This window comes from Neisseria sp. HMSC075C10 (assembly GCF_001815615.1).
Lineage (GTDB): Bacteria > Pseudomonadota > Gammaproteobacteria > Burkholderiales > Neisseriaceae > Neisseria > Neisseria subflava_A.
In genome coordinates this window covers 77,178-101,941 of the sequence record NZ_KV821266.1, presented here as the reverse complement: position 1 = coordinate 101,941, position 24,764 = coordinate 77,178, and the positions used below count along the sequence as shown (strand labels likewise).

The following is a 24,764-nucleotide window of genomic DNA, read 5'->3' as shown; positions in this document are numbered from 1 at the left end:
GGCCGTCTGAAAATTTTCAGACGGCCTTTTATTATGTGTTTAGATGGGTTTAAGCCAACAATTCACGCCAGCGTTTAACTTGGAAACGGACTTGTTCAGGCGCAGTGCCGCCCAAGTGGTTGCGCGCGTTTAAGCTGCCTTCGGGTGTCAGTAGGCCGTAAACATCGTTGGCAATCAAACCGCTGAAACCTTGCAGGACTTCAAGCGGCAATTCGCTTAAATCAACGCCAGCTTCATCGGCATGGCGCACGGCTTGGGCAACGACTTCATGGCTGTCGCGGAAAGGCATGCCTTTTTTCACCAAGTAATCCGCCAAGTCGGTAGCCGTTGCAAAACCCTGCATTACGGCGGCGCGCATATTGTCGGGTTTGACGGTCACGCCGCGCATCATGTCGGCGTAAATGCGCAGGGTGTCGATAAGCGTGTCGGCAGTATCAAACAGAGGCTCTTTGTCTTCCTGATTGTCTTTGTTGTATGCCAAAGGTTGCGATTTCATCAGGGTAACCAGGCCGATCAGGTGGCCAATCACGCGACCGGATTTGCCGCGCACCAGTTCGGGTACGTCGGGATTTTTCTTTTGCGGCATGATGGACGAGCCGGTGCAGAAACGGTCGGCAATATCGATAAAGCCGAAACGCGGACTCATCCACAAAATCAATTCTTCGGAAAGACGGCTCAGGTGAACCATAATCAGGGAAGCGGCGGCTGTGAACTCAATGGCAAAATCGCGGTCAGACACGGCATCGAGCGAGTTTTGGCAGATTTGTTCAAAGCCCAATAGTTCGGCGGTGATTTCGCGCTGAATCGGGTAGGTGGTACCGGCCAGTGCGGCGGCGCCGAGCGGCATACGGTTGACGCGTTTGCGGCAGTCGGCCATGCGCTCGAAATCGCGGCCGAGCATTTCGACGTAGGCGAGCATGTGGTGTCCGAAGCTGACCGGCTGGGCAACTTGCAGGTGGGTAAAGCCGGGCATGACGGTTTCCACATTTTGCTCCGCCAAATCAACCAAGGCCGTCTGAAGGTTTTGAATCAGGCTTTGGATAACGGTAATTTGATCACGCAGCCACAGGCGGATGTCGGTAGCGACTTGGTCGTTGCGGCTGCGGCCGGTGTGCAGGCGTTTGCCGGCGTCGCCGATTTTGTCGGTGAGGCGGCGTTCGATGTTCATGTGGACATCTTCCAAATCCAGCGACCAGGAAATAGTTCCTTCCTTGATTTCTGCTATAATCTCGGCCATGCCTTGACGGATGACGGAGAGGTCGTCTTCGCTCAAAACGCCCGACTGTGTCAGCATTTGCGCGTGTGCCAGCGAGCCTTGGATGTCCCATTCTGCCAGTCGTTTGTCAAAATCAATCGAGCCGGTATATTTTTTGACCAGCTCGGAAACAGGTTCGTTAAAACGGCCTGACCAGGTTTTGTCCTTGCTCATATCAGCATCCTTAAAATATAAATAAAAAAACAGGGTCTACGTCTTCAATATAGCAGACCCGTCTATACATTATGAAAGAAAACGGTTGAAATCATGTCTATTATACGTCAAATAAACCAGAATTTCGCAGTGCCGGATTTGCGCAATTCCGCAACTTTGGTGCGCCTGCTCATTGTTTTGTTAATCAGTTTGTTTATCTTTCCGTTGATGACGGTATCGGGCGTGCCTTATCCGGAACAGATTTTCCAACATTTTTCATGGGCTTGCCCCGTCATCCTTTTAATTTTACTCAAGGTCTATTTCTTACAGGCATTTGCGCCGTCCCTGCTTCGCTCGCAGTACAGCGTCGTGGTTTCCTACGTCTCCAACCTGCTGATTTTCTTGTTTGTCGATCTAGTGATTTTGAAGACGGAAATTTGGCCGCTGATTCAACACTTCTTCTTGCTGACCTTTTTTTGTTTCAGTTTCATGTACATCGAAGCAGCCCGCCGCAACAGCCTTGCGCCTTCCATTTCCGAAGCCAGACTGAGCGCGTTGACAGCGCGTATCCGTCCGCATTTCTTGTTTAACAGCTTGAATGCCGCCATCAGCTTAATCCGTCTGCGTCCGTATGACGCGGAAACTTTGCTGGAAAATTTGGCCAACTTGTTCCGCGCACAACTGCGCGACGGTAGTCAAAACAGCACCTTAGGACAGGAAATCGAGTGGGCGCAGGAATATATTGCCATCGAGCAAATCCGCATGGGACATATGCGCGTACAGGTTATGTGGCAACACCATGCACCCGACGATGCAGAAACGCCGCATTTGCTGTTGCAACCGCTTTTGGAAAATGCTGTATTCCATGGTGTCGAATCTATCCACCGTCCAGGGATAATTACGGTATTAACAAAATTGGAGAAATCATCTATTTTCATCAGTATCGAAAATCCGTGCGGAACGGAACCTAACGAAAATACCAAGCCGCATAAAGGCAATTCTATGGCTCTGCGCAATCTGAAAGAGCGCCTGACTTTGATGTATGACACCGATGCGAAAATCAGAAGCATCCAATCAGACGGCCTGTTCCGCGTTGAAATCATATTGCCGTACCGTAAAAAATCAGCCGAAGTTTCCCGTCTGTTTGGCTAAAACGCTTAGAAGAGGGCGGCTTTGGATAGGTTGGACTATTAATACATTAAACAAAATAGTTTAAATTTATTACGTTCAGTAACATAACTGTTCCCATTTTTTGAAAACTGGTCTATGATACTTAAAAGGATTGTTTACAATCCTTAATTGCAAATCATTTGCAATTGTCCAGAAGAAAAAACAGAAAAAGGAACAAAGAGATGTTAGAAGCCTATCGTAAAGCCGCCGCCGAGCGCGCCACCCTTGGTATTCCCCCCCTTCCTCTGACTGCTCAGCAGACTGCTGATTTGGTTGAGCTGCTGAAAAATCCACCTGCCGGTGAAGGTGAGTTCTTGGTTGAGCTGTTGGCTCACCGCGTACCACCCGGTGTGGACGATGCCGCCAAAGTTAAAGCCTCATTTTTGGCAGCCGTTGCCGAAGGCAGCGCATCCAGTCCGCTGATTTCCCCTGAGTATGCTACCGAGCTGTTAGGTACCATGCTTGGCGGTTACAACATTCATGCACTCATCGAACTCTTGGACAACGACAAACTTGCACCTATCGCTGCAAATGGTCTGAAACATACTCTGTTGATGTTTGACTCTTTCCACGATGTTCAAGAAAAAGCCGAAAAAGGCAATAAATACGCGCAAGAAGTATTGCAATCTTGGGCAGATGCCGAATGGTTCACTTCTCGTGCCAAAGTTCCAGAAAAAATCACTGTTACCGTATTCAAAGTCGACGGTGAAACCAATACAGACGACCTCTCTCCTGCACCTGACGCATGGAGCCGTCCTGATATCCCTCTGCACGCGCTGGCGATGTTGAAAAACCCGCGCGACGGCATCAATCCTGACAAACCGGGCGAAGTCGGTCCGATTAAATTATTGGAAGAACTCAAAGCCAAAGGCCATCCGGTTGCTTACGTTGGCGACGTGGTCGGTACCGGTTCTTCACGTAAATCTGCTACCAACTCTGTGATTTGGCATACAGGCGAAGATATTCCGTTCGTACCGAACAAACGTTTCGGCGGCGTATGCCTGGGTGGCAAAATTGCTCCTATCTTCTTCAATACTCAAGAAGACTCCGGCGCACTGCCGATTGAAGTCGATGTTTCCGCGCTGAAAATGGGCGATGTCGTCGATATCCTGCCTTATGAAGGCAAGATCGTGAAAAATGGCGAAACCGTTGCCGAATTCAGCCTGAAATCACAAGTATTGCTGGATGAAGTACAAGCCGGTGGTCGTATCAACCTAATTATCGGTCGCGGTCTGACTGCCAAAGCGCGCGAAGCACTGAAATTGCCTGCTTCTACCGAGTTCCGTCTGCCTCAAGCACCAGCTGAAAGCAAAGCCGGTTTCACCTTGGCGCAAAAAATGGTTGGTCGTGCCTGCGGTTTGCCGGAAGGTAAAGGCGTGCGTCCGGGTACTTACTGCGAACCACGCATGACTACTGTCGGCTCGCAAGATACTACCGGCCCTATGACTCGCGACGAATTGAAAGACCTGGCTTGCTTGGGCTTCTCAGCAGATATGGTGATGCAGTCTTTCTGTCACACCGCCGCTTATCCAAAACCTGTCGATGTGAGAACCCATAAAGAATTGCCCGCCTTCATTTCTACCCGTGGCGGCGTATCCCTGCGTCCGGGCGACGGCGTGATTCACTCATGGCTCAACCGTCTGTTGTTGCCTGATACAGTCGGTACCGGCGGCGACAGCCACACCCGTTTCCCTATCGGTATTTCTTTCCCTGCCGGCTCCGGCTTGGTTGCTTTCGCAGCAGCTACTGGTGTAATGCCGCTCGATATGCCTGAGTCTGTATTGGTACGCTTCAGCGGCAAACTGCAACCGGGCGTAACCCTGCGCGATTTGGTGAACGCCATTCCGTTGTACGCGATTAAACAAGGCCTGCTTACTGTTGCTAAAGCCGGTAAGAAAAATATCTTCTCCGGCCGCATCCTCGAAATCGAAGGTCTGCCTGATTTGAAAGTGGAACAAGCCTTTGAATTGACTGACGCGTCTGCCGAACGTTCTGCTGCAGGCTGTACTGTGAAGCTCAACAAAGAGCCGATTATCGAGTACATGAAATCCAACATTGTGTTGATGAAAAACATGATTGCCGACGGCTATCAAGATTCGCGCACTTTGGAACGCCGTATCAAAGCCATGGAAGCATGGCTGGCGAACCCGGAGCTGCTCGAAGCGGATAAAGATGCCGAATACGCCGCCGTGATTGAAATCAACATGGACGACATCAAAGAGCCGATTATCGCCTGCCCGAACGATCCGGACGATGTATGCTTCATGTCCGAACGTTCCGGCACCAAAATCGACGAAGTGTTCATCGGTTCTTGTATGACCAACATCGGTCACTTCCGCGCTGCCTCCAAACTTTTGGAAGGTAAGTCCGACATCCCCGTCCGCCTGTGGATGGCGCCGCCGACCAAAATGGACGCGAAAGAGTTGTCCGACGAAGGTCACTACGGTGTACTCGGCCGTGCAGGCGCTCGTATGGAAATGCCGGGTTGCTCATTGTGTATGGGTAACCAAGCACAAGTACACGAAGGCGCGACTGTAATGTCCACTTCTACCCGTAACTTCCCGAACCGCTTGGGTAAAAACACCTTTGTTTACCTCGGCTCGGCTGAGTTGGCGGCAATCTGCTCCAAACTGGGTAAAATCCCGACTGTTGAAGAATACCAAGCCAATATCGGTATCATCAACGAGCAGGGCGACCAAATCTACCGCTACATGAACTTCAACGAAATCGACAGCTACAATGAAGTAGCCGAAACCGTGAATGTTTAATATAGCAAGGTAAACCGATTTTCAGACGGCCTTAAATAATAAAGTCCGTCTGAAACGGAAAAATAAAGGGCGTGTTCATCACGTCCTTTTTATTTTTAGTTTAATAAAAGGCCGTCTGAAAGATAAGTTTCAGACGGCCTTTGCTTAGGATAAATAATCAGAAAACCGATTAATCAGCGTTGTTTACTTTACGCCAAAACCAGGTTGGAGCAGGGCGCAAGTCTGACGCTCGTGACGGCTGCGGCGTGTTCTGCCGGCAATTTTGCCGCAGACAATACCCGGATCGTTTTTCTCTTCTGCTTTTTTCGAGTTTTTGTCTGACTTATTCGCGTATTCGTTGCGTTTGTTTCTATCATCGCGGCGGGAGCGGCTGTCGTTGTGCTGAACCGCTTCATCTTGATTGTCGTTGCCCCACCAATGCGGCTCAAAGCCTTCGATGCGTTCCACATTCAAATCGCTGCCGATCAGCTCTTTAATGGATTCAAACATTTTCTGTTCGGTTTTATCCATCAAGGAAATGGCAACGCCGTCAGCACCGGCCCGGCCGGTACGTCCGATGCGGTGGACGTAGTCTTCAGGTTGGGTCGGCAGCTCGTAGTTGATGACGAAAGGCAACTCGGCAATATCCAGGCCGCGTGCGGCAACGTCGGTGGCAACCAAAACGCGTAATGTACCTTCTTTAAAGGCATTGAGGGTTTCCAGTCGGCTTTGTTGGGATTTGTCACCGTGGATGGATTGGGCGGCAATGTTGCGGCGGACGAGGTCGCGGGTAACTTGATCGACGCTTTGTTTGGTTTTGCAGAATACAATGACTTGATTCATATGCAAATCAACAATCAGACGTTCGAGTAGGTTGCGTTTTTTAAGTGCATCAACGGCAATGATGTGTTGCTCGACATTGGCGTTGGTTGTGTTTTGTGCAGCCACTTCAACCATTTCCGGCGTGTGCATAAAATCTTGCGCAAGCTTGCGGATAGGAGGTGAGAAAGTGGCGGAGAAAAGCAGGGTTTGTCGCTGTTTGGGCAGCATCTGCATGATTTTGCGGATATCGTCGATGAAACCCATATCAAGCATACGGTCGGCTTCATCGAGTACGACGATTTCAACTTTATTTAAATTGATGTTTTTTTGTTTGACGTGGTCAAGTAGTCGGCCAACCGTAGCAACAACGATTTCGCAACCGGCGCGCAAGTCGGCAGTTTGTTTGTCCATATTGACGCCGCCGAAGAGGACAGTATGGCGCAAAGGAAGATTTTTAATATAGGCCTGCACGTTTTGATCGATTTGATCGGCCAGTTCGCGGGTAGGGGTCAATACCAACATGCGGACAGGGTGCATGGCTGGGGAGGTGCTGGATGTGGCGTAGCGTTTCAGGCGTTCGAGACTGGGCAGCATAAAGGCGGCGGTTTTACCTGTGCCGGTTTGTGCTGCGGCCAAAAGGTCGTGTCCTGCCAATGCTTTAGGAATCGCTGCGGCTTGGATAGGCGTCGGGTTTTCATAACCCTGATCGGTCAGGGCAGAGACTAATTCGCTGCCTAAACCGAGTGAAGAGAAAGGATTCATGATGGTGGCTTTCTGTTCAGACGGCCTTTTGAATAATGAGGCCGTCTGAAAAATCTGATTCTGAAATGGATAAACCGCAGTATGATGTTGATTCTGCGGTTTGAAAAAAGGGGTACGGAACTATCCGGTAAGTAGTCCATTATGCCATAAAAAGAGGGACTCCCCAAATGATGGTTGCGATTAGCAACAGCCACGTTTTGATATTTTTACAGTGAAAAAACAGAAAAAATGACTAGTCTGCAAGATTTTGAGTTTATTGGGGATTAAGCATTTGTCTTAACTTCAATAGAATTAATTTATCAAAAACTTACAGGTTGAAATGAAACTAAATTGCACTCATGTACTCAATATTGAGGTGCAGAGCTTGTTTTGTAGCCTGTATCTCCCGTTTAACGGTAAACCATAAAATCAAAATTTAGGAATATACAATTATGAAAACTTTATTAATCGCTCTTGCAACCGGTAGCCTGATGTTGGCAGCTTGTTCTTCTTCCAAACCTGAAGAAGCGGCAGTGCCACGCATCACTGTTGAAGAAGCAATGACTCAATGCCAACAAGCATCTGGTGAAAATGCTGACCGCGCTGTATTTGATGCTTGCATGAAAGGCAAAGGCTATCAACGTACAGCTGAATCAGTTGCTTCCGATCCTGCTGCGAGCCTGTAGCTGATTCTGAAACTGCTGTTCCTGCTAAAAAAGCTGTTAAAAAAGCAAAAAAATAAGTTTCATAAAATTCAAGGAAGTCACCATCATCAATACTCCGGATGAAGGCAGACTTAGAGCAACTTGAAAACAAAGGCCGTCTGAATATGTTTCAGACGGCCTTTGTTTTTTCATGTATAAGGCCATTATTCAAAGATATGCTTTTGGTTTTATTAAAAAATAAAAAAGACGTGTAACGGTTACACGTCTTTTTTAGAGAATGATCCTTATTGCTTATATTCGCTGCCGTCTTCACGGAAAAGTTTTGGCTGATCGCCTTTTTCCACGACCTCTTTATTGATGACGACTTTTGCTACGCCTTTCAAATCTGGCAGGGCGTACATGGTGTCCAAGAGGCAACGTTCGACGATAGAACGCAGACCGCGCGCACCGGTTTTGCGTTCCATTGCCAGTTTGGCGATGCTGCGCAAAGCGTCTTCTTCAAACTCAAGGCCGACATCTTCCATTTCAAACAAGGTTTGATATTGTTTGACCAAGGCATTTTTCGGTTCGGTCAAAATGTTGACCAAAGCATCTTCGTCCAATTCTGCCAATGTGGCAATCACGGGCAGACGGCCGATAAGCTCGGGAATCAAACCGAATTTAATCAAATCTTCAGGCTCGACTGTTTCAAACAGTGCTGAAATATCGGCGTTTTCATCTTTGCTGTGTACCGCTGCACCAAAGCCGATACCGCCTTTTTCAGTACGTTGTCGGATGACTTTTTCCAAGCCGGCAAATGCGCCACCGCAGATAAAGAGGATGTTGGTAGTATCAACGTTGATGAATTCTTGGTTTGGATGTTTGCGGCCGCCTTGAGGGGGAACGCTGGCTACCGTGCCTTCAATCAGTTTCAGCAAGGCTTGTTGCACGCCTTCGCCGGATACGTCGCGCGTGATGGACGGATTGTCGCTTTTGCGTGAAATTTTATCGATTTCATCGATATAAACGATGCCGCGCTGGGCTTTTTCAACGTCAAAATCACATTTGCCCAAAAGTTTGGTGATGATTTGTTCGACGTCTTCACCGACATAACCGGCTTCGGTCAAAGTTGTGGCATCCGCCATGACAAAAGGTACATCCAGTTTGCGCGCCAAAGATTGCGCCAACAGGGTTTTACCTGAGCCGGTAGGGCCGATGAGCAGGATATTGGATTTGGACAACTCGACTTTGCCCTCCGCTTTCGGGTGGCGCAGGCGTTTGTAGTGGTTGTAAACCGATACTGCCAACGCTTTTTTTGCGTGTTCCTGACCGATAACGTGGTCGTTGAGGTTGGCAACGATTTCGGCCGGGGTAGGCAGTTTTTTCTCGGCGTTTTCTTCTTTCGCTTTGACAAGCTCGTTTTCAATTTCGCCGAACTCGTTGTCTTGCAGCATTATGCCGCAAGTTTCTACACATTCGTTGCAGATGAAGGCGTGTTCGCCTTCGATCAGGTTTTTAACGTCGTTTTCGGACTTCCCGCAGAATGAACAGGTGCGTTTTTCTTCAGACATAATAATTTCTTCGTATGGTTGTATGGAGGCTGTGTTGTAAAGGGGGAACAGATATTTCGGGCGTATTGCCGGATTGAGGGAATGCCTCTGACAAAGGAGCCTAAGTATAATGACTATCTTGTGTTTTTTCAAATCAGAGCAGGCATTGCGCCGTATCGTCTAAGAAACAGATGCGGACGTTGGATTTGAATATCTCGCAAACAAACGCAAAGTTTTCTCAACTCGCTTTACAATTGTTGAAAAATTTAACAGAATGTTGAATTAAATGTATTTTTTTGAATTGGCAGATATGAAAATCTATAAAACTTTAGGAATGGTATGGACAGGTGTGGCATTGGCCTTTGCTTCTGCGCCTGCCGTTGCCAATGATATGGATGTATTGGGACAATTTTTGGAGCAAAATTTCCCAGTGCAAAATGACCCGCTGGAAGCTTTTGCATTGAGTCATGCCGACCAAGTCGAAGCTCAAGCCGCTTTGGCAGGTCCTCTGCTGTCTTCGCAATCTGCTTTGATTTTCAATAATAAAACCGGTGAAGTGCTGTATCAGAAAAACCCTGATCGTGTCATGCCGATTGCCTCTATTTCTAAATTGATGAGTGCGATGGTGGTGTTGGATGCGCATCTCGATATGAACGAGCCGATTACGATTACCGAGGCTGAAATCGACCGCCTGAAAGGTACAGGCAGCCGTTTGAGCATCGGCACGACGCTGACACGCGGCGAACTGTTGCACCTGAGCCTGATGAGCAGTGAAAACCGTGCTACTCATGCATTGGGCCGTACTTATCCGGGCGGTATGAGCGCATTTGTTGCGGCTATGAATGCCAAAGCGCAAAGCCTGGGCATGAGCAGCAGCCGTTTCTATGAGCCTACCGGTTTGAATTTCCAAAACGTTTCCACTGCACGCGATTTGAACCGCATGGTTGCGGCAGCCAGTAAGTATCCGCTGATCCGTAAAAATTCGACTTCAAATTACGGCTCGGTTTGGACGGCAAATGGTCGTCAAAACTACAAAAACTCCAATGCCTTGGTGCGTGAGGGCAGCTGGAATATCGAATTGCAGAAAACCGGCTATATTCGTGAAGCAGGACGTTCTATGGTGGTTAAGGCCAATGTACAGAATCAGCCGATTACCATTGTATTGCTCAACTCTCCGTCTTCCACAACCCGCGTGAACGATGCGCGTAAGATTGAGTCTTGGATGCTGCAGCGCCGTTCTTAAATATTACGCTTAAAGGCCGTCTGAAACCGTTCAGACGGCCTTTTGTGTAAAGGGTATTAAATTTGGGTACAATGTCGTTACATTAATTTTAAAACACAGAGAGAAAACATGTTGAAAAAATGGAATAAAAAATATTGGGCCGGTATGGGTGTGATTTTGGCGTTGACCGGCTGTACTTCTGTAGCGGATATGGTTGGCTATGATACTGCGACTTTGAATGAAGATGCTGCCAAAAGTTACTCACAAGTCATTCAAAACGCGCGTGGTCAAAAAGCTTTGGATGTTTCATCTCCAACTGCTCAACGCGTTCAACGCGTGTTTGCACGTCTGCGTCCTCATGCTGAGCGCGCCAACAAAACCGGCGTGCCTTTCAACTGGCAGATGAACGTTATCCGCAGTGATGAAATGAACGCATGGGCAATGCCAGGCGGTAAAATGGCCGTGTACACCGGTATAGTAGAGAAATTGAAGCTGACTGATGATGAAATTGCCGCCGTTGTCGGCCATGAAATGACCCATGCTCTGTTGGAACACAGTAAAAAAGCCTTGGGCGGACAAGTATTGACCGGCTTGGGCGGTTCGATTTTGGCCAGCTCAACCGGTGTGGATGGTGATTTGGTCGGCTTGGGTGCAGATTTGTTGGCAACCAAACCGTTCTCACGCCATCAGGAAAGCGAAGCGGATGCCGGCGGTGTGCGTTTGATGGCTGAAGCAGGCTACAACCCTGAGGCTGCGGTAAGCGTGTGGGAAAAAATGAACAAAGTACAGGGCGGCAGCTCATTGTCTATTTTGTCGACCCACCCGACCAATCAGGCGCGTATCAATGCAATCCGTAAAATGTTGCCTGAAGTAATGCCGATTTATCAGAAAAACAAGCGTTAATTCGATGTATTGATGATTTTGCCGGTTTGAACAGATGATTCAAACCGGCAAAGTTTTATGGTTTCAGCCTGACAGTTTGGCAAATTTATCCCAATTTGCCTGAACGTAGGCTGCCGCAGTTTCCAAGTCTTCGTCGGCAACGTCATAATAATCGCCGTCAAGCTCTTCAAAATCGGGAAAAGCTTTGCGGATTTCGTCGAAATCCTTTTGCTCGTCTGCCATTTTTTCAATGGCTTCGCCGTGTTTTTCGTACAAGGCTTTGGCTTTGTCTAAGATTTTCGGTATCGGTTTGATGCGCCAGCGGCGCAGGCTGTCGGCAACCGGGTTGCCAAAGATGTATTCTCCGTATCCTGAAGCGATAAGCTGTACGAAGCCGCCTTCTTGAACTTGGCTGTCGAGGTAGCAAAGGGCGGTCAATGTATGCTGTTCGTCGTTGAGGCCGGACATTTCCTCGTCGCCTGCCTGTTCGGTGTGGTCCAAATAGGCTGCGCTGAGTGTATAAAGAAATGAGGCGGAATCGGAAGTATCGAAATCTTGAAGGCGGAGCAGGGTAGTCATCATCATCAAAGGCCGTCTGAAAAAAGTGATTATATAATGTTTTCAGTCTGAACCTAGCAGCCGTTTTGCTTTACAATATCGGAAGATAAGAAAACATAGTGAGGAACCAAACCATGAGTACACAGTCTGAAAAAAACGTTGTAGTCATCAAACCGCAGGATTTGCCGCTGCATTGCTCCGGCCCTAATCATGAAACATGGAACGGCCATCCGCGCGTGTTCTTGCCGATTCAGTCCAATAGTGAGATTGAATGCCCGTATTGCGGCACTTATTACCGTCTTGATGGCGAGATTCCGCATCATCATTACTAATCTATGTCTATGTCGAACAAAATCATCTGCGCTTTGTGCGTGAGTTTGTGCGCTGCGTGCGGCTCGTATAAGGCCGTGCGCCCTGACGCGCCGTTACCGGTCATTGCACAGGCGCAGACGTATTCTGTCCGTTATCAATCCGCACAAGGTCGGACGATTACTGCAATTTATATCAACAGCCACAGCCCGATGATGGTTGAGCTGCGTGAAGGCAATACGGTTGAGAAACTGGTGCAAGTCCGCTTGCGGAGTCAGGGCGTCGAGTACGCCAATCCAAGCTCGCGTTGGCAGATTGGCGACGGGTTTGCCGTACTGATTCGCGGCGGAAAAGAAGTTGTATTTAAAGAGATTGTGGAATAGGGCGGTTTAGCCTTTAGTCAAATATTTGATTAAAGGTTTGGGCAAACCATAATCCGCCAAATGTTCCAATGATACCCAAAGGCCGTCTGAAAGATGTTCAGACGGCCTTTGTTGCGTCTGAAAAGGGGTAATCATCAATAAACGGTGGGTTAGGCGGTGGGTAAACGTGGTTTGTTCTTCAAGGCCGTCTGAAATAATGCCGAAGCGTTCGGCGTAAGCATACAAATCGTCTAATTTTTCAAAACAGGGTACGCAATACAGACCGCCCCAAATGCCTTTGGCAGGGCGTTTTTCAAGCAATAATGCGCCGTCAGTGTTATGGATAATCAGCCAGTAAAGCGGTAGGGTTTGCACTTCGGGAGCAGTTTTTTTGCGGGGAAGCTCGTCAATGCGGTTTTGTTTTTTTGCTTCGCAGATGTCTGCCATAGGGCATTGATGACACAAAGGTTTTGTCCGTTTGCAGACGGTTGCGCCTAAATCCATCAGCCCTTGTGTATAGGCAGGCATATCGGCGTTTTCAGACGGCAGCAGGCTTTCGGCAAGTGTCCAAAGCGAATTTTCAAATTTTTTATCTTGCGGATTGCCGTCTTGGGCAAAGACACGGCAGAGAACGCGTTTGACGTTGCCGTCCAAGATGGTTTCTCGTCGGTTGAAAGCAAAGGCAGAAATGGCGGCAGCGGTACTTCTGCCTACGCCGCAGAGCGACTCCAAGTCCTTGCGTTCGGATGGAAAGATACCGCCGAATTGTCCGATGACTTGTTGCGCGGCTTTGTGCAGGTTGCGTGCGCGGCTGTAATAGCCCAAGCCTGCCCACAAGGATAAAACCTCGTCTTGCGGCGCAGCGGCAAGCGATTGCACGGTTGGGAATTTGGCTAAGAAACGCGGATAGTAGTCCAATACGGTAGCAACCTGTGTTTGTTGGAGCATGATTTCTGAAAGCCAGACGGAATAAGGGTCTTTGACCTGCCAAGGCAAGTTGTGACGGCCATGCAGCCGTTGCCAATCGATGAGTCGTCGCGCGAAGGATGTGGGTGTGTTCATTAATATTTACTTTTTAATTATTCATTTTTAAAACATAGTGTTACACTATAACATACGAAATAATAGTCAGGATTGACTTATCTGGTGGAGGGGTATATAAATATAGTTAACGTGGATTTACGCTGTATTGTTAAAGTTTATTAACCGATCAAGGAGATTCACATGAAAGCAATGGTTTATCATGGCGCAAACGACATCCGTTTCGAAGAAAAACCTCGTCCTCAAATTATCGATCCGACCGATGCAGTCGTCAAAATCGTTAAAACCACGATTTGCGGTACTGACTTGGGTATTTGGAAGGGTAAAAACCCTGAAGTTGCCGACGGTCGTATTCTCGGTCATGAGGGCATCGGTATTGTAGAAGAAGTCGGCGACGCTGTAAAAAACATCAAAGTTGGTGATAAAGTCATTATTTCATGTGTCAGCAAATGCTGTACTTGCGACAACTGTAAAATCCAACTTTATTCACACTGCCGCAACGGCGGTTGGATCTTGGGCTATATGATCGACGGTACGCAAGCCGAATACGTCCGTACGCCTTATGCCGACAACAGCTTGGTTCCGCTGCCTGACAACGTCAACGAAGAAGTTGCCCTGCTGTTGAGCGATGCCTTGCCTACCGCCCACGAAATCGGCGTGCAATATGGCGATGTGAAACCTGGCGATACCGTATTCATCGCCGGTGCCGGCCCTGTCGGTATGTCTGCGTTGCTGACTGCGCAACTGTATAGCCCTGCCGCCATCATCGTTTGCGATATGGATGAAAACCGCTTGAAACTGGCGAAAGAATTGGGCGCGACCCATACCATCAACCCTGCTTCCGGTGATGTGAGCAAGCAAGTTACCGCTATCGTCGGCGAAGACGGCGTAGATTGCGCCATTGAAGCGGTCGGTATCCCTGCGACTTGGAATATGTGTCAAGACATCGTGAAACCCGGCGGTCATATCGCAGTGGTCGGTGTACATGGTCAATCCGTTGATTTCAAACTGGAAAAACTGTGGATTAAAAACCTTGCCATTACTACCGGCCTGGTTAACGCCAATACCACCGAAATGCTGATGAAAGCCATTTCCAGCAGCTCAGTAGATTACACCAAAATGATGACCCACCATTTCAAATTCAGCGAATTGGAAAAAGCTTACGATGTATTCAAACACGCTGCTGAAAACCAAGCCATGAAAGTAGTTTTGGAAGCGGATTGATTTGAAAATCGCTTAATATGCCGTTAATTAAAGGCCGTCTGAACATTCAGACGGCCTTTTTGTATGGTTTTATTTTTTCTTCTTCAACCAAACGCCGCTTTCGATATGGTGGGTAAATGGGAATTGGTCGAACAGGGCGGCGCGTTCAATGGTATGGGTTTGACAGAGCGTGTCGAGATTGGCGCGCAGGGTCTCAGGGTTGCAGGAAATATAGAGGACGTTGTCGAATCGGGCCACCAATTTGAGCGTCTCATCATCAACACCGGCGCGTGGAGGATCGACAAAAATAGTTGAAAAGTCATAGTTTTTCAAGTCGATGCCTTGTTCTTGCAGGCGGCGGAATTCACGGTTTTGCGTGTAGGCCTCGGTAAACTCTTCCGCAGACAGGCGGGCGATTTTAAGATTGGTAATTTGGTTGGCTTCAATATTCCATTGGGCGGCGTTGACGGAAGTTTTGGAAACTTCGGTTGCCAGCACCTGATTGAAATGTTGTGAAAGCGGCAGGGTAAAATTGCCGTTGCCGCAGTACAGCTCAAGCAGGTCTTTGCCTAAGTTTTGTGCTGCATTACACGCCCACGTCAGCATTTTTTGGCACACTTGGGCATTGGGTTGGGTAAAGCTGCCCTCGATTTGACGATAGCAGAAGGTTTTGCCGTTGACTTCCAATGCTTCGGTCACAAAATCTTGGCTCAATACGATTTTTTGTCCGCGGCTGCGGCCGATGATGTGGATGCCCAAATTGTGCGCCAGCTCTTGCGTGGCTTGTTGCCATGCTTCGTTCAGCTTCTTGTGGTAAATCATGGTTACCAGCATTTCGCCGCTTAAAGTGGACAAAAATTCGACGGCGTACCAGCGGTTTTTCAGCTCGGGATGATTGGATGCGGCTTCAATCAGTTTCGGCATCAAGGCATTGATGGATTCGGATGCGGCAGGAAATTGGTCGCAACGAATCAGGCTTGCCCCGCTTGCCTTTTGCCCGCGCTCAAACATGGCGTAAAACATTTCGCCGCCCTCATGCCAGATGCGGAACTCGGCACGCATTCTGTAATGCTGTTCCGGAGATTCAAAGACTTCGATTTCAGGGAAATCCAGTCCTTGGAAAAGTTGCTGAAGATATTGCTTTTTATCGGCTAGTTGTTGCTGGTAGGCAGTCATCAGGGCAGTCTTTCAGAAAATAATGGCGAATTATAATATAGTTGGTGCAAAGATACGAAAGGCCGTCTGAAACATTGGTTTCAGACGGCCTTTGATTTCAAAGCATCAGCTTGTCAATCAGCCTTGCATTTGTTTGGCTTGAACGGCAGTCAGGGCGATGGTGAAGACGATGTCTTCAATCAATGCGCCGCGGGACAAGTCGTTAACCGGTTTGCGCAAACCTTGCAATAACGGACCTACGCTCAGGACGTTGGCGCTGCGTTGTACGGCTTTGTAAGTACAGTTGCCGGTATTGAGGTCTGGGAAAACCAAAACGGTTGCTTGACCGGCAACAGCGCTGCCCGGAGCTTTGGATTTGCCGATGGATGGAACGGTAGCCGCATCGTATTGCAGCGGGCCTTCGATGGCCAAATCAGGGCGTTTTTCTTTCGCCAGTTTGGTTGCTTCGATCACTGCATCGACATCAGGGCCGCTGCCTGAGTTGATGGTGGAGTAGGAAATCATGGCCACTTTGGGATCGATACCGAAGGCTTTGGCACTGTCGGCAGATTGAATGGCGATGTCGGCCAGTTGTTCAGGCGTTGGGTTCGGGTTAACCGCGCAGTCGCCGAAAGCCAAAACTTGGTTAGGCAGCAACATGAAGAATACGCTGGATACGAGGCTTGCACCCGGAGCGGTTTTAATCAGTTGCAGGGCAGGACGGATGGTGTTGGCAGTAGTGTGGACTGCGCCGGAAACCAAACCGTCAACGTCGTTTTGAGCCATCATCATGGTACCGAGTACGACGGTGTCTTGCAGCTGTTTGCGTGCATCTTCAGGAGTCAGGCCTTTGGATTTACGCAATTCGCACATCGGCTCAACGTATTGTTCAACCAAAGTAGCAGGATCAATGATTTCCAAAGAATCAGGCAGGGAAATGCTGCGTTCTTTAGCAACGGCCTCAACTTCTTCGCGGGTCGCCAACAGTACGCAACGGGCGATGCCTTTTTCGTGACAGATAGCGGCGGCGGCGACGGTGCGTGGTTCTGCGCCTTCAGGCAGGACGATGCGCATATCGGCTTTGCGTGCGAAATCGATCAGGTTGTAACGGAATTGGGCTGGAGACAGGCGTTTAGCTTCGCGTTTGGCCAAAGCGGATACGTCTTGCAGTTTGTCGCTGGAGCCGAAGAAAGTCAGGCCGGTTTGCTCGGCAACTTGTGCGCCTAAAGCAGCGGCTGCGCCGTCAATGATAAAGCCTTCCAATAAGCCTGGGGAGTTAGTGTAGAGCTGTTTGGCGAGGTTTAATTGTTGGGCGATGGCGGCCGCGTCGGTATTGTCGGATTTCAGCGCCAATACAACGCCAGCGTCTAAAGACAGCGCCAATTCGACGTTTTTGCCTGCCAAGAACAATTTGTCTGCATCAGGAGTGATGCCTTCGATAACGAGATTGTCTGCATTCAATGCTGCAACTTTACCGACAAGCGCGTCAAACCAGTCGTCGCTCTTGCCTTGAGCCAACAGGGTTTCTGTAGTGGAGTCAACGGCTTGGAAAACTTGCGCATTCAATGCCGCTGCAAATGCTTTTGCCGCTGCATCGGCGCTCAGGCCGGTAGATACCGGTGCGATCAGGATTTTTGCCATTTTGTGTCCTCTCTTTCGGTGATTGTAGAAGGGTGTTGCTGTTGTGCAGCTGGTGCTGCATTTTATCACTTTGGGATAACATATACACGGTCATATTGACATATGTCATCAGGCCGTCTGAAAAAGTATAAACGCAATGGACCAAATCCATCAATCCCCCATTGCCGCCAAAAGCTCGGCTTGATGCTCGGCAATCAGGGCATTGGTGATTTCTTCCAAATCGCCGTCCATCACAAAATCCAGTTTGTGCAGGGTAAGGTTGATGCGGTGGTCGGTCACACGGCCTTGAGGGTAGTTGTAGGTGCGGATGCGTTCGCTGCGGTCGCCGCTTCCGATCAGGGATTTGCGTTCGGCGGCTTCTTTGGCTTGGGCTTCGCGTTTTTGCGCATCGTTTAAGCGGGCGGCGAGGACTTTCATCGCCTGCGCTTTGTTGGCGTGTTGGCTGCGGCCGTCTTGGCATTCGACCACCATGCCTGTCGGCAAGTGGGTAATACGGACGGCGGAGTCGGTTTTGTTGATGTGCTGACCGCCGGCACCGGATGCGCGGAAGGTGTCGATGCGCAGATCGGCGGGGTTCAACTCGATGTCTTCGAGTTCGTCTGCTTCGGGCATGACGGCAACGGTACAGGCTGAAGTGTGGATACGGCCTTGGCTTTCGGTGGCAGGAACGCGTTGCACGCGGTGGCCGCCGGATTCAAATTTCAGACGGCTGTATGCACCCAAGCCGATAATGCGGGCGATGACTTCTTTATAGCCGCCTAATTCGCTTTCGTTGGCGGAAACGATTTCAACCTGCCAGCGGTTGCGCTCGGCGTAGCGGCTGTACATACGCAGCAAATCGCCTGCAAACAGCGCGGCTTCGTCGCCGCCGGTACCAGCGCGCACTTCGATAAAGATGTTTTTGTCGTCATCGGCATCTTTTGGCAGCAGCAGTTTTTGCAATTCGGTATCGAGTTCGTCGATTTTGGCTTTGGCCGCTTCGATTTCTTCGGCGGCAAAGTCTTTCATTTCAGGGTCGGACAGCATTTCTTCGGCATCCGCCAAGTCGCTTTGCGCCAGCTGATAGTTTTGGAACACTTCGACCACGGGGGTCAGTTCGGCGTGTTCGCGCGTGAGTTTGCGGTAGTTGTCCATGTCGGACGTGGCTTCAGGCTGTCCGAGCAGATGCGTGACTTCTTCCAGTCGGTCGCTGAGTTGTTGTAGTTTTTCTAAGATAGACGGCTTCATAAATTTTCCAAAATACGGATGCCGTCGAGTGGTCTGCAACGGCGAAATAAGGAGTCATTATAATGGGTTTGAATGAAAATTCAAAAAGATATGATGGATTGGAAAGGCCGTCTGAAACCTGTTTTTAAGTTTCAGACGGCCTTTTTTATATGGGCTTATTTAGGCGCAGCCAAGATGCCTGTTTGGTTCAGTAGGAACAAAACGGTAAAGCCGGTCAAATAAATCAAACCGATAATGGCGAGGAAGTTCATGCCCATGGTCAGTTTGTGGCGTTTGTCGCCTTTCACGAGGCGGTAGTTCAACCAAGCGAACACAGGGGCGGCAACGAAAGCAGTAATCATAGCGAATTTGAGCAGCTCGGCCATCGCGCTGTTGAACCAGAAAATCACGGCCAAGCCTGAGCCTGCAACCCAGACGTTCCAAGCAAACAGTTCGACGTTGCCGGTTTTGTCTTTACCGCGCAGCAGGCGTACCGGTTCGGCAATCGCGCGCGCGTAGCCGTCTACTACGGTAATGGTGGTGCCGTACATACAGGCAAAGGCGATAAATGCCACTAGTGGACGCGACCAGTCGCCGATGGTAACGGCGTACATATTAATCAGTTGGCCAACATATTTGCCGCCCGCCATTTGTACTTCCTCGCCGTTGCCGTATTGTACATATGCACCCAAGGCGAGGAAAACGACCGCCAAAATCGCGCTGGTGATGTAGCCGACGTTGAAGTCGAAAATACCGTCGCGGTAGCTGGAAGGGTTGATGCGTTGTTTTTCGGTAACCCACAAAGAGTTGATGGCGGAAATTTCAATCGGCGCAGGCATCCAGCCCATCAATGCGATGAGGAAGCCCAAGCCTGCCAGTGTCCACGGGGTAGGCTCGATAAAGTCGGGTTTCATCTGCATGCCGCGAGACATGGCCACGGCGGCTGCGGCGACGGTGGCGATGGTCAGGCTGACGATGATGATTTTGGAAACGTTGTCCAATGCTTTATAGCGGCCGCTTGCCAAAATCAGCAGGCAGGAAACCATAATCATGACGGATACCATGCCGGTATCGAAAGTCAGCGACGGGATTGCCATTTTGACGATGGCGGCGGTAACGATGGCGACCGCACCGGCATTAATCGTTGCCGATGCAATACATAAAATCAAAAATACCCACAAATAAACGCGGCTTTTCTCGGCATAGCCCTCAATCAGACTTTTGCCCGTGTCCAGCGTGTAATGTGCGCTGAAGCGGAAAAACGGGTATTTGAACAGGTTGGTCAGAATAATAATCAGCGCAAGCTGCCAGCCGTAAAGTGCGCCTGCCTGCGTGGAGGCAATCAGGTGCGAGCCGCCGACTGCCGCCGAAGCCATCATGATACCCGGGCCGAGGGCATTGATTTTGCTCTTCCAGGTGGAAGCGTGTGTATGTTGTTCAGTCATAATTAGTTTCCGCCTTTTTCAGACGGCCTTATTATCAAAAAAAAGCATATTTTAACGTAAATAAAAAGTTTGCCCAATAATATGCGTAATACTTTTTATCAATCAAAGGGAAAATACGGTGTTAAAAAGCCGAGACGACGGAGTGAACGATATTTTGTGCCAAAAACATTTTTTCAGACGGCCTTGTATCGCTTTTTATTCATGAACATGGGGTAGGGAGGGCTGAGTGTGTCCGTTTGGAAACGGAACGGCCGGGCGAGGCTTTTTGATGCCTTGAGGTCGGCATATTAAGGGGAAGTATGGAGCAGGGAATCCACGTTTTGCTCGGTTATCTCGGCCAGTTGTGCCAGCGGTACGCCGCGCAGTTCGGCGGCAATTTCGGCGATACGGCGGATGTTGGCTGGTGTATTGGTTTCGTGGCCGAGCATAAAGGGGCTGTCGGTTTCGAGAACAAAATCCGTGTCGTCTAAGGCTTGTAAGGCGGCACGGACTTTTTTGGCATTGGGATTAAGCAGCAGCGAGCCTATGCCGATTTTGAAGTTGAGTTTTACCAAAATCCGCGCTTCTTCTACGCTGCCGGAGAAGGCGTGGACGATACCGCCTTGCGTGAAACCGGCGGTTTTGACGGCGGCGGCAATGGCGGCGGTGGCTTTCAGATTATGGATGATGATGCGGCGGTTGAGGTGTTGGGCGAGGATGAGTTGGCGGATAAAAACGTCGGTTTGCGTGTCGCGTTGCGCTTGGGTTTGCTCTTTGCCATAAAAATCTAAACCGATTTCGCCAACCCATGCTTGCGAATGCCGGATTAATTCTTTCTCTAACTCTTGGAATGCCGTTTCGTTGAGGCCGTCTGAAAACCATGGATGAATGCCCAAAGCAATATGGATGTTTTCAGACGGCCTTTCCAACTGCGCAACAGAGTGCCAATCTTTTGGGGACGTAGCCGGTACAATAAAACGCGCCACGCCGACGGCTTGCGCTTCGGCAAGCACAGCAGGCAGCGTGTCGGCAAGTTTAGGATCGGCAAGATGGCAGTGGGTATCGGTGAAAGTCATATTAAATGGCGGTTTACAGCAGATTTAATTGTTGCAATTCTTGTTGCACCTTATCCGCATTCCAGTCATGAGATACGGCAAGGGTCATCAGCGCGGTAGCCGTTTCAAGATTGCATTTGCCGCCGTTGATGATGCCTGCCTGACGCAAAGCATTGCCTTGGGCATAGACGGCGGCGGCGCAACCTTGCGGCACTTGGCTGATGTTGAGCAGCAACTTGCCTTGTTGCGTAAAGGCTTGGACGGCTCGTACAAACGCATCATTACTCGGCGCATTGCCGTGTCCGTAGCTTTGTAGTATTAGGGCTTGGGCGCAAAGGTGGGGCAGGCCGTCTGAAAGTTCTTGCGCGGCATAACCGGGAATCAGCGTGCGGACGGAAACTTTGGCTTCAGGATTGGGAAGACGCGGTTTGAGGCCGTCTGAATGTTGGGTCGAGGCGGTACGGATATTATGCCAACCTTTATTTTTATCCCATTCGGCGAGTGCGCCAAAATGCAGGTTGTCGAAACCTGCGGCAGTCTCGGTGCTGACCTTGCTGCTGCCGACGGCGGGGAAGAGCTTGCCGTCAAAGGCAATCGCCACTTGTTTGAGCTTGAGCGAGAAAGCGGAAACGGCAGTGGCCAGGTTGCGTGGCGCATCGCTGTTGGCGGCATCGTAAGGCCATTGCGATCCGGTCAGGATAACGGGTTTGTCCAAACCTTGCAGCGAGAGGGCGAAGAGGTTGGCGGTGTATGCCATGGTATCCGTGCCGTGCAACACCAAAATGCCGTCATAGTCAGGCAGCTTGGCGATAATAAGCTCCAACCAGTCGCGTTGGTTTTGCAGCGTTACCGCGGAAGAATCGATGAGCGGCTGACAAACGTGCCATTCGAAATCAAGGCCGTCTGAAAAGGGGGCAAGGGCTTTATCGACGAGTGCAGTATCGGGACGCAGGCCGGCGCTGCTTTGGGTCATGCCGATGGTGCCGCCGGTGTAGAGGACGAAGATTTTTTGTTTCATGGTGTTTCTGATGAATGATTGAGGCCGTCTGAAAGAGGGGAAGTGTTTCAGACGGCCTGGAATGATTTATTGATTGGTTTGTTTTTTGGCTTTTGCGGCGCGTTTTTCGTGCAGTTTTTCACGGAAGAAGGTATGGCGGCGGTGTTTTCTCCACCAAATCCAGCCGACAATGACTGCGCCGATGCCCAGTACGATAAAGATACCTGATTGCAGGCTGTGCATTTTTTTCATCAGCCAGTCGGTATTGCGTGCGCCGTATTCGCCCAAATAAATCCAAACCGGAACGGAAATCAGCGCGGCCAAACCGTCCATCAGGATGAAGCGCAGGTAGGAAACCTTGCGGCTGATGCCTGCGGTCACGAAAACGGCGGTACGCAGGCCGGGCAGGAAACGGGCGACGAATAAAACCCAGTTGCCGTATTTGTCGAATTTTTCCTGTACTTGGGCATAGCGTTTGGGCGTCATCACGCGCGCAATCGGTTTGAATTTAAGGATTTTTTGCCCCCAAATCCGGCCGGCAGCAAACATAAAGCCGTCGCCTACCAATACGCCGAGCATACCGACGGCAAACATAATATGCGAGTTGGTATAACCCAGGCCGGAAATCACGCCGCCGGTTACCAGCGTCAAATCTTCAGGAATCGGCACGCCGAAGCCGCAAATAACCAAAACGAAAAACACGGCCGCATAGCCGTATTCAACGAAAAAAGATTCTAAAAATGCAAACATGGCCGCCGTCCCACGATAGATATTGATTGATGACTGGATTAAGTTGGAATTCTACCAAAGATAAGGCAGTCTGAAAGCAATCACAAGCAGATATTGTTTAAATTTGACGGTAGTTTGCAAAAAATATGGAAATTCGGATGCGGAAAGTTGGGATATGGACGGATTTGGCAGGTACAATAGCCACTGGTTTATCTTTCAAACCCGAAATGGCGGTCTGCTTTCAGACGGCCTGTTCAGGAAAATGAAATCATGAAATACAGAGATTTGCGAGAATTTATCGCCGGATTGGAAGCCGATGGCAAACTCAAGCGCATTCAGCATCCGGTGTCGCCGCATTTGGAAATGACCGAAATCGCCGACCGCGTGCTGCGCGCCGAAGGGCCGGCGTTGCTGTTTGAAAACCCGATTAAGCCCGACGGCACGCGCTACGATTATCCCGTGTTGGCGAACCTGTTCGGCACGCCCGAACGCGTGGCGCTGGGCATGGGGGCGGACAGTGTGTCCAAGCTGCGCGAAATCGGGCAGACGCTGGCGTATTTGAAAGAACCCGAACCGCCCAAAGGCATTAAAGACGCGATTTCCAAACTGCCGTTACTGAAAGATATTTGGAGCATGGCGCCGAACGTGGTGAAAAACGCGCCGTGTCAGGAAATTGTATGGGAAGGCGAAGACGTTGATTTGTATAAACTTCCGATTCAGCATTGCTGGCCGGAAGACGTTGCGCCGCTGGTAACGTGGGGCTTGACCGTCACGCGCGGTCCACACAAAAAACGCCAAAATCTCGGTATTTACCGCCAACAATTAATCGGCAAAAACAAGCTGATTATGCGCTGGCTGTCGCATCGCGGCGGCGCGTTGGATTATCAGGAGTTCCGTAAACTCAATCCCGATACGCCGTATCCTGTCGCCGTCGTACTCGGTTGCGACCCTGCCACTATTCTCGGAGCGGTAACGCCTGTACCCGATACCTTGAGCGAATACCAATTTGCCGGACTGTTGCGTGGTTCGCGGACGGAGCTGGTAAAATGTATCGGCAATGATTTGCAAGTGCCTGCCCGTGCAGAAATCGTATTGGAAGGCGTGATTCATCCAAACGAAACCGCGTTGGAAGGCCCATACGGCGACCACACCGGCTATTACAACGAGCAGGATCATTTCCCTGTGTTTACGGTTGAGCGCATTACCATGCGTGAAAACCCGATTTACCACTCCACCTACACAGGCAAACCGCCCGATGAACCCGCCGTTTTGGGCGTGGCGTTGAACGAAGTGTTCGTCCCGCTTTTGCAAAAGCAGTTCCCCGAAATCACCGATTTCTATCTGCCGCCCGAAGGCTGCTCCTACCGCATGGCGGTGGTCAGCATGAAAAAACAGTACGCCGGACACGCCAAGCGCGTGATGATGGGCTGCTGGTCGTTCCTTCGCCAGTTTATGTACACCAAATTCATCATCGTAGTTGATGACGATGTGGATGTGCGCGACTGGAAAGAAGTCATCTGGGCGGTAACCACGCGCATGGATCCCGTACGCGATACTGTTTTGATGGAAAACACACCTATCGACTACCTCGACTTCGCCAGCCCCGTCAGCGGACTTGGCGGCAAAATGGGTTTGGATGCGACCAACAAATGGCCGGGCGAAACCGACCGCGAATGGGGACGAGTAATCAAAAAAGACCCTGCCGTTACGGCCAAAATCGATGAGATTTGGGAGAGTTTGGGCTTGTAGATGTCATTTCTATTGGAATTTATACTTCAAATCGTGATGGAAATGATTGGGGCGATGTTTAAGGGTACGATAGAAATATTGAGGCTCGATTGGAGAAAAAGAAAACTCTCCAAAAAAGGCTTGATAATGTTGGCCATATGGTTTGTCAT

At 49.8% G+C, this 24,764-nt stretch carries 21 protein-coding genes; 9 read left to right on the top strand and 12 right to left on the bottom strand.

From position 1 onward, the window contains the following. Nucleotides 1–49 precede the first annotated feature (49 nt). Entirely contained in the window at nucleotides 50–1,429 is a 1,380-nt protein-coding gene (gene argH, locus HMPREF3047_RS07935; RefSeq protein WP_070713164.1) for an argininosuccinate lyase, read from the bottom strand. Nucleotides 1,430–1,522: 93 nt separating this feature from the next. On the opposite strand from argH, the gene HMPREF3047_RS07930 reads away from it, so the two are divergent. Next, nucleotides 1,523–2,560 carry a sensor histidine kinase gene (locus HMPREF3047_RS07930; RefSeq protein ID WP_070583547.1) on the top strand — a complete coding sequence of 346 codons (1,038 nt, stop codon included), beginning with the start codon at nucleotides 1,523–1,525 and terminating at the stop codon, nucleotides 2,558–2,560. 200 nt (nucleotides 2,561–2,760) lie between these two features. Further along, nucleotides 2,761–5,346, top strand: coding sequence for a bifunctional aconitate hydratase 2/2-methylisocitrate dehydratase (acnB, locus tag HMPREF3047_RS07925; RefSeq protein WP_070713160.1), 2,586 nt, complete (start codon nucleotides 2,761–2,763; stop codon nucleotides 5,344–5,346). 183 nt (nucleotides 5,347–5,529) lie between these two features. Here acnB and HMPREF3047_RS07920 read toward each other — a convergent pair whose 3' ends face one another. Continuing rightward, nucleotides 5,530–6,912: a DEAD/DEAH box helicase gene (locus HMPREF3047_RS07920; RefSeq protein ID WP_141756565.1), complete on the bottom strand. Its 1,383-nt coding sequence runs from the start codon at nucleotides 6,910–6,912 to the stop codon at nucleotides 5,530–5,532. Nucleotides 6,913–7,340: 428 nt separating this feature from the next. On the opposite strand from HMPREF3047_RS07920, the gene HMPREF3047_RS07915 reads away from it, so the two are divergent. Continuing rightward, entirely contained in the window at nucleotides 7,341–7,574 is a 234-nt protein-coding gene (locus HMPREF3047_RS07915; RefSeq protein WP_070713154.1) for a hypothetical protein, read from the top strand. 263 nt (nucleotides 7,575–7,837) lie between these two features. Here HMPREF3047_RS07915 and clpX read toward each other — a convergent pair whose 3' ends face one another. Next, nucleotides 7,838–9,103, bottom strand: a complete 1,266-nt coding sequence (gene clpX / locus HMPREF3047_RS07910; protein ID WP_070713150.1) for an ATP-dependent Clp protease ATP-binding subunit ClpX — start codon at nucleotides 9,101–9,103, stop codon at nucleotides 7,838–7,840. 289 nt (nucleotides 9,104–9,392) lie between these two features. Here clpX and HMPREF3047_RS07905 point away from each other — a divergent pair, with 289 nt between their 5' ends. Both HMPREF3047_RS07905 and HMPREF3047_RS07900 read left to right on the top strand, forming a co-directional pair. Continuing rightward, nucleotides 9,393–10,325, top strand: coding sequence for a serine hydrolase (locus tag HMPREF3047_RS07905; RefSeq protein ID WP_172884817.1), 933 nt, complete (start codon nucleotides 9,393–9,395; stop codon nucleotides 10,323–10,325). Between the two features lie 108 nt (nucleotides 10,326–10,433). Next, a complete protein-coding gene (locus HMPREF3047_RS07900) occupies nucleotides 10,434–11,207 on the top strand; it encodes a M48 family metallopeptidase (protein ID WP_003745777.1) in 774 nt (257 codons plus the stop codon). Nucleotides 11,208–11,270: 63 nt separating this feature from the next. Here HMPREF3047_RS07900 and HMPREF3047_RS07895 read toward each other — a convergent pair whose 3' ends face one another. Continuing rightward, nucleotides 11,271–11,765, bottom strand: a complete 495-nt coding sequence (locus HMPREF3047_RS07895; RefSeq protein ID WP_036493773.1) for a DMP19 family protein — start codon at nucleotides 11,763–11,765, stop codon at nucleotides 11,271–11,273. A gap of 113 nt (nucleotides 11,766–11,878) precedes the next feature. Between HMPREF3047_RS07895 and HMPREF3047_RS07890 the strand changes: the two genes are divergently transcribed. Beyond that, nucleotides 11,879–12,076, top strand: coding sequence for a zinc-finger domain-containing protein (locus HMPREF3047_RS07890; protein ID WP_003745781.1), 198 nt, complete (start codon nucleotides 11,879–11,881; stop codon nucleotides 12,074–12,076). Between the two features lie 3 nt (nucleotides 12,077–12,079). Beyond that, nucleotides 12,080–12,436, top strand: a complete 357-nt coding sequence (locus HMPREF3047_RS07885) for a hypothetical protein (protein WP_003745784.1) — start codon at nucleotides 12,080–12,082, stop codon at nucleotides 12,434–12,436. A gap of 6 nt (nucleotides 12,437–12,442) precedes the next feature. Here HMPREF3047_RS07885 and mutY read toward each other — a convergent pair whose 3' ends face one another. Then, nucleotides 12,443–13,477, bottom strand: coding sequence for an A/G-specific adenine glycosylase (gene mutY, locus HMPREF3047_RS07880; RefSeq protein WP_003745785.1), 1,035 nt, complete (start codon nucleotides 13,475–13,477; stop codon nucleotides 12,443–12,445). A 162-nt stretch (nucleotides 13,478–13,639) separates the two neighbouring features. Between mutY and HMPREF3047_RS07875 the strand changes: the two genes are divergently transcribed. Beyond that, nucleotides 13,640–14,680 (top strand): zinc-dependent alcohol dehydrogenase family protein, encoded by a 1,041-nt coding sequence (locus tag HMPREF3047_RS07875; protein ID WP_003745786.1) that lies wholly within the window; start codon nucleotides 13,640–13,642, stop codon nucleotides 14,678–14,680. A 69-nt stretch (nucleotides 14,681–14,749) separates the two neighbouring features. Here the strand turns inward: HMPREF3047_RS07875 and trmA are convergent, their stop codons facing one another. The 7 genes from trmA to HMPREF3047_RS07840 all read right to left on the bottom strand — a co-directional run bounded on the left by trmA (nucleotide 14,750) and on the right by HMPREF3047_RS07840 (nucleotide 22,887). Next, nucleotides 14,750–15,835 (bottom strand): tRNA (uridine(54)-C5)-methyltransferase TrmA, encoded by a 1,086-nt coding sequence (trmA, locus tag HMPREF3047_RS07870; RefSeq protein ID WP_003745788.1) that lies wholly within the window; start codon nucleotides 15,833–15,835, stop codon nucleotides 14,750–14,752. Nucleotides 15,836–15,952: 117 nt separating this feature from the next. Beyond that, complete coding sequence (pta, locus tag HMPREF3047_RS07865) at nucleotides 15,953–17,455, bottom strand: phosphate acetyltransferase (protein WP_070713145.1); 1,503 nt, start codon at nucleotides 17,453–17,455, stop codon at nucleotides 15,953–15,955. A gap of 150 nt (nucleotides 17,456–17,605) precedes the next feature. Then, nucleotides 17,606–18,682 (bottom strand): peptide chain release factor 1, encoded by a 1,077-nt coding sequence (gene prfA, locus HMPREF3047_RS07860; protein ID WP_049329850.1) that lies wholly within the window; start codon nucleotides 18,680–18,682, stop codon nucleotides 17,606–17,608. A 155-nt stretch (nucleotides 18,683–18,837) separates the two neighbouring features. Further along, a complete protein-coding gene (locus HMPREF3047_RS07855) occupies nucleotides 18,838–20,106 on the bottom strand; it encodes an Nramp family divalent metal transporter (protein WP_003745799.1) in 1,269 nt (422 codons plus the stop codon). Nucleotides 20,107–20,393: 287 nt separating this feature from the next. Continuing rightward, entirely contained in the window at nucleotides 20,394–21,161 is a 768-nt protein-coding gene (locus tag HMPREF3047_RS07850; protein ID WP_070713142.1) for a TatD family hydrolase, read from the bottom strand. Nucleotides 21,162–21,174: 13 nt separating this feature from the next. After that, the gene (locus HMPREF3047_RS07845; RefSeq protein ID WP_070713139.1) at nucleotides 21,175–22,158 is read right to left on the bottom strand and encodes an asparaginase; all 984 of its coding nucleotides are present in this window, start codon (nucleotides 22,156–22,158) and stop codon (nucleotides 21,175–21,177) included. Between the two features lie 66 nt (nucleotides 22,159–22,224). Then, entirely contained in the window at nucleotides 22,225–22,887 is a 663-nt protein-coding gene (locus HMPREF3047_RS07840) for a DedA family protein (protein ID WP_070713137.1), read from the bottom strand. Nucleotides 22,888–23,136: 249 nt separating this feature from the next. On the opposite strand from HMPREF3047_RS07840, the gene ubiD reads away from it, so the two are divergent. Beyond that, complete coding sequence (gene ubiD, locus HMPREF3047_RS07835; RefSeq protein WP_070713134.1) at nucleotides 23,137–24,615, top strand: 4-hydroxy-3-polyprenylbenzoate decarboxylase; 1,479 nt, start codon at nucleotides 23,137–23,139, stop codon at nucleotides 24,613–24,615. Nucleotides 24,616–24,764 lie beyond the last annotated feature (149 nt).

What these genes read in the sequence shown, in the direction of transcription:
- mutY (WP_003745785.1), bottom strand. Translation starts at nt 13,477, where the DNA reads ATGAACACACCCACATCCTTCGCGCGACGACTCATCGATTGGCAACGG.
- HMPREF3047_RS07875 (WP_003745786.1), top strand. Translation starts at nt 13,640, where the DNA reads ATGAAAGCAATGGTTTATCATGGCGCAAACGACATCCGTTTCGAAGAA.
- HMPREF3047_RS07855 (WP_003745799.1), bottom strand. Translation starts at nt 20,106, where the DNA reads ATGACTGAACAACATACACACGCTTCCACCTGGAAGAGCAAAATCAAT.
- acnB (WP_070713160.1), top strand. Translation starts at nt 2,761, where the DNA reads ATGTTAGAAGCCTATCGTAAAGCCGCCGCCGAGCGCGCCACCCTTGGT.
- ubiD (WP_070713134.1), top strand. Translation starts at nt 23,137, where the DNA reads ATGAAATACAGAGATTTGCGAGAATTTATCGCCGGATTGGAAGCCGAT.
- HMPREF3047_RS07895 (WP_036493773.1), bottom strand. Translation starts at nt 11,765, where the DNA reads ATGACTACCCTGCTCCGCCTTCAAGATTTCGATACTTCCGATTCCGCC.
- argH (WP_070713164.1), bottom strand. Translation starts at nt 1,429, where the DNA reads ATGAGCAAGGACAAAACCTGGTCAGGCCGTTTTAACGAACCTGTTTCC.
- HMPREF3047_RS07905 (WP_172884817.1), top strand. Translation starts at nt 9,393, where the DNA reads ATGAAAATCTATAAAACTTTAGGAATGGTATGGACAGGTGTGGCATTG.
- pta (WP_070713145.1), bottom strand. Translation starts at nt 17,455, where the DNA reads ATGGCAAAAATCCTGATCGCACCGGTATCTACCGGCCTGAGCGCCGAT.
- prfA (WP_049329850.1), bottom strand. Translation starts at nt 18,682, where the DNA reads ATGAAGCCGTCTATCTTAGAAAAACTACAACAACTCAGCGACCGACTG.
- clpX (WP_070713150.1), bottom strand. Translation starts at nt 9,103, where the DNA reads ATGTCTGAAGAAAAACGCACCTGTTCATTCTGCGGGAAGTCCGAAAAC.
- HMPREF3047_RS07930 (WP_070583547.1), top strand. Translation starts at nt 1,523, where the DNA reads ATGTCTATTATACGTCAAATAAACCAGAATTTCGCAGTGCCGGATTTG.
- HMPREF3047_RS07890 (WP_003745781.1), top strand. Translation starts at nt 11,879, where the DNA reads ATGAGTACACAGTCTGAAAAAAACGTTGTAGTCATCAAACCGCAGGAT.
- HMPREF3047_RS07885 (WP_003745784.1), top strand. Translation starts at nt 12,080, where the DNA reads ATGTCTATGTCGAACAAAATCATCTGCGCTTTGTGCGTGAGTTTGTGC.
- HMPREF3047_RS07845 (WP_070713139.1), bottom strand. Translation starts at nt 22,158, where the DNA reads ATGAAACAAAAAATCTTCGTCCTCTACACCGGCGGCACCATCGGCATG.
- HMPREF3047_RS07900 (WP_003745777.1), top strand. Translation starts at nt 10,434, where the DNA reads ATGTTGAAAAAATGGAATAAAAAATATTGGGCCGGTATGGGTGTGATT.
- trmA (WP_003745788.1), bottom strand. Translation starts at nt 15,835, where the DNA reads ATGACTGCCTACCAGCAACAACTAGCCGATAAAAAGCAATATCTTCAG.
- HMPREF3047_RS07850 (WP_070713142.1), bottom strand. Translation starts at nt 21,161, where the DNA reads ATGACTTTCACCGATACCCACTGCCATCTTGCCGATCCTAAACTTGCC.
- HMPREF3047_RS07915 (WP_070713154.1), top strand. Translation starts at nt 7,341, where the DNA reads ATGAAAACTTTATTAATCGCTCTTGCAACCGGTAGCCTGATGTTGGCA.
- HMPREF3047_RS07840 (WP_070713137.1), bottom strand. Translation starts at nt 22,887, where the DNA reads ATGTTTGCATTTTTAGAATCTTTTTTCGTTGAATACGGCTATGCGGCC.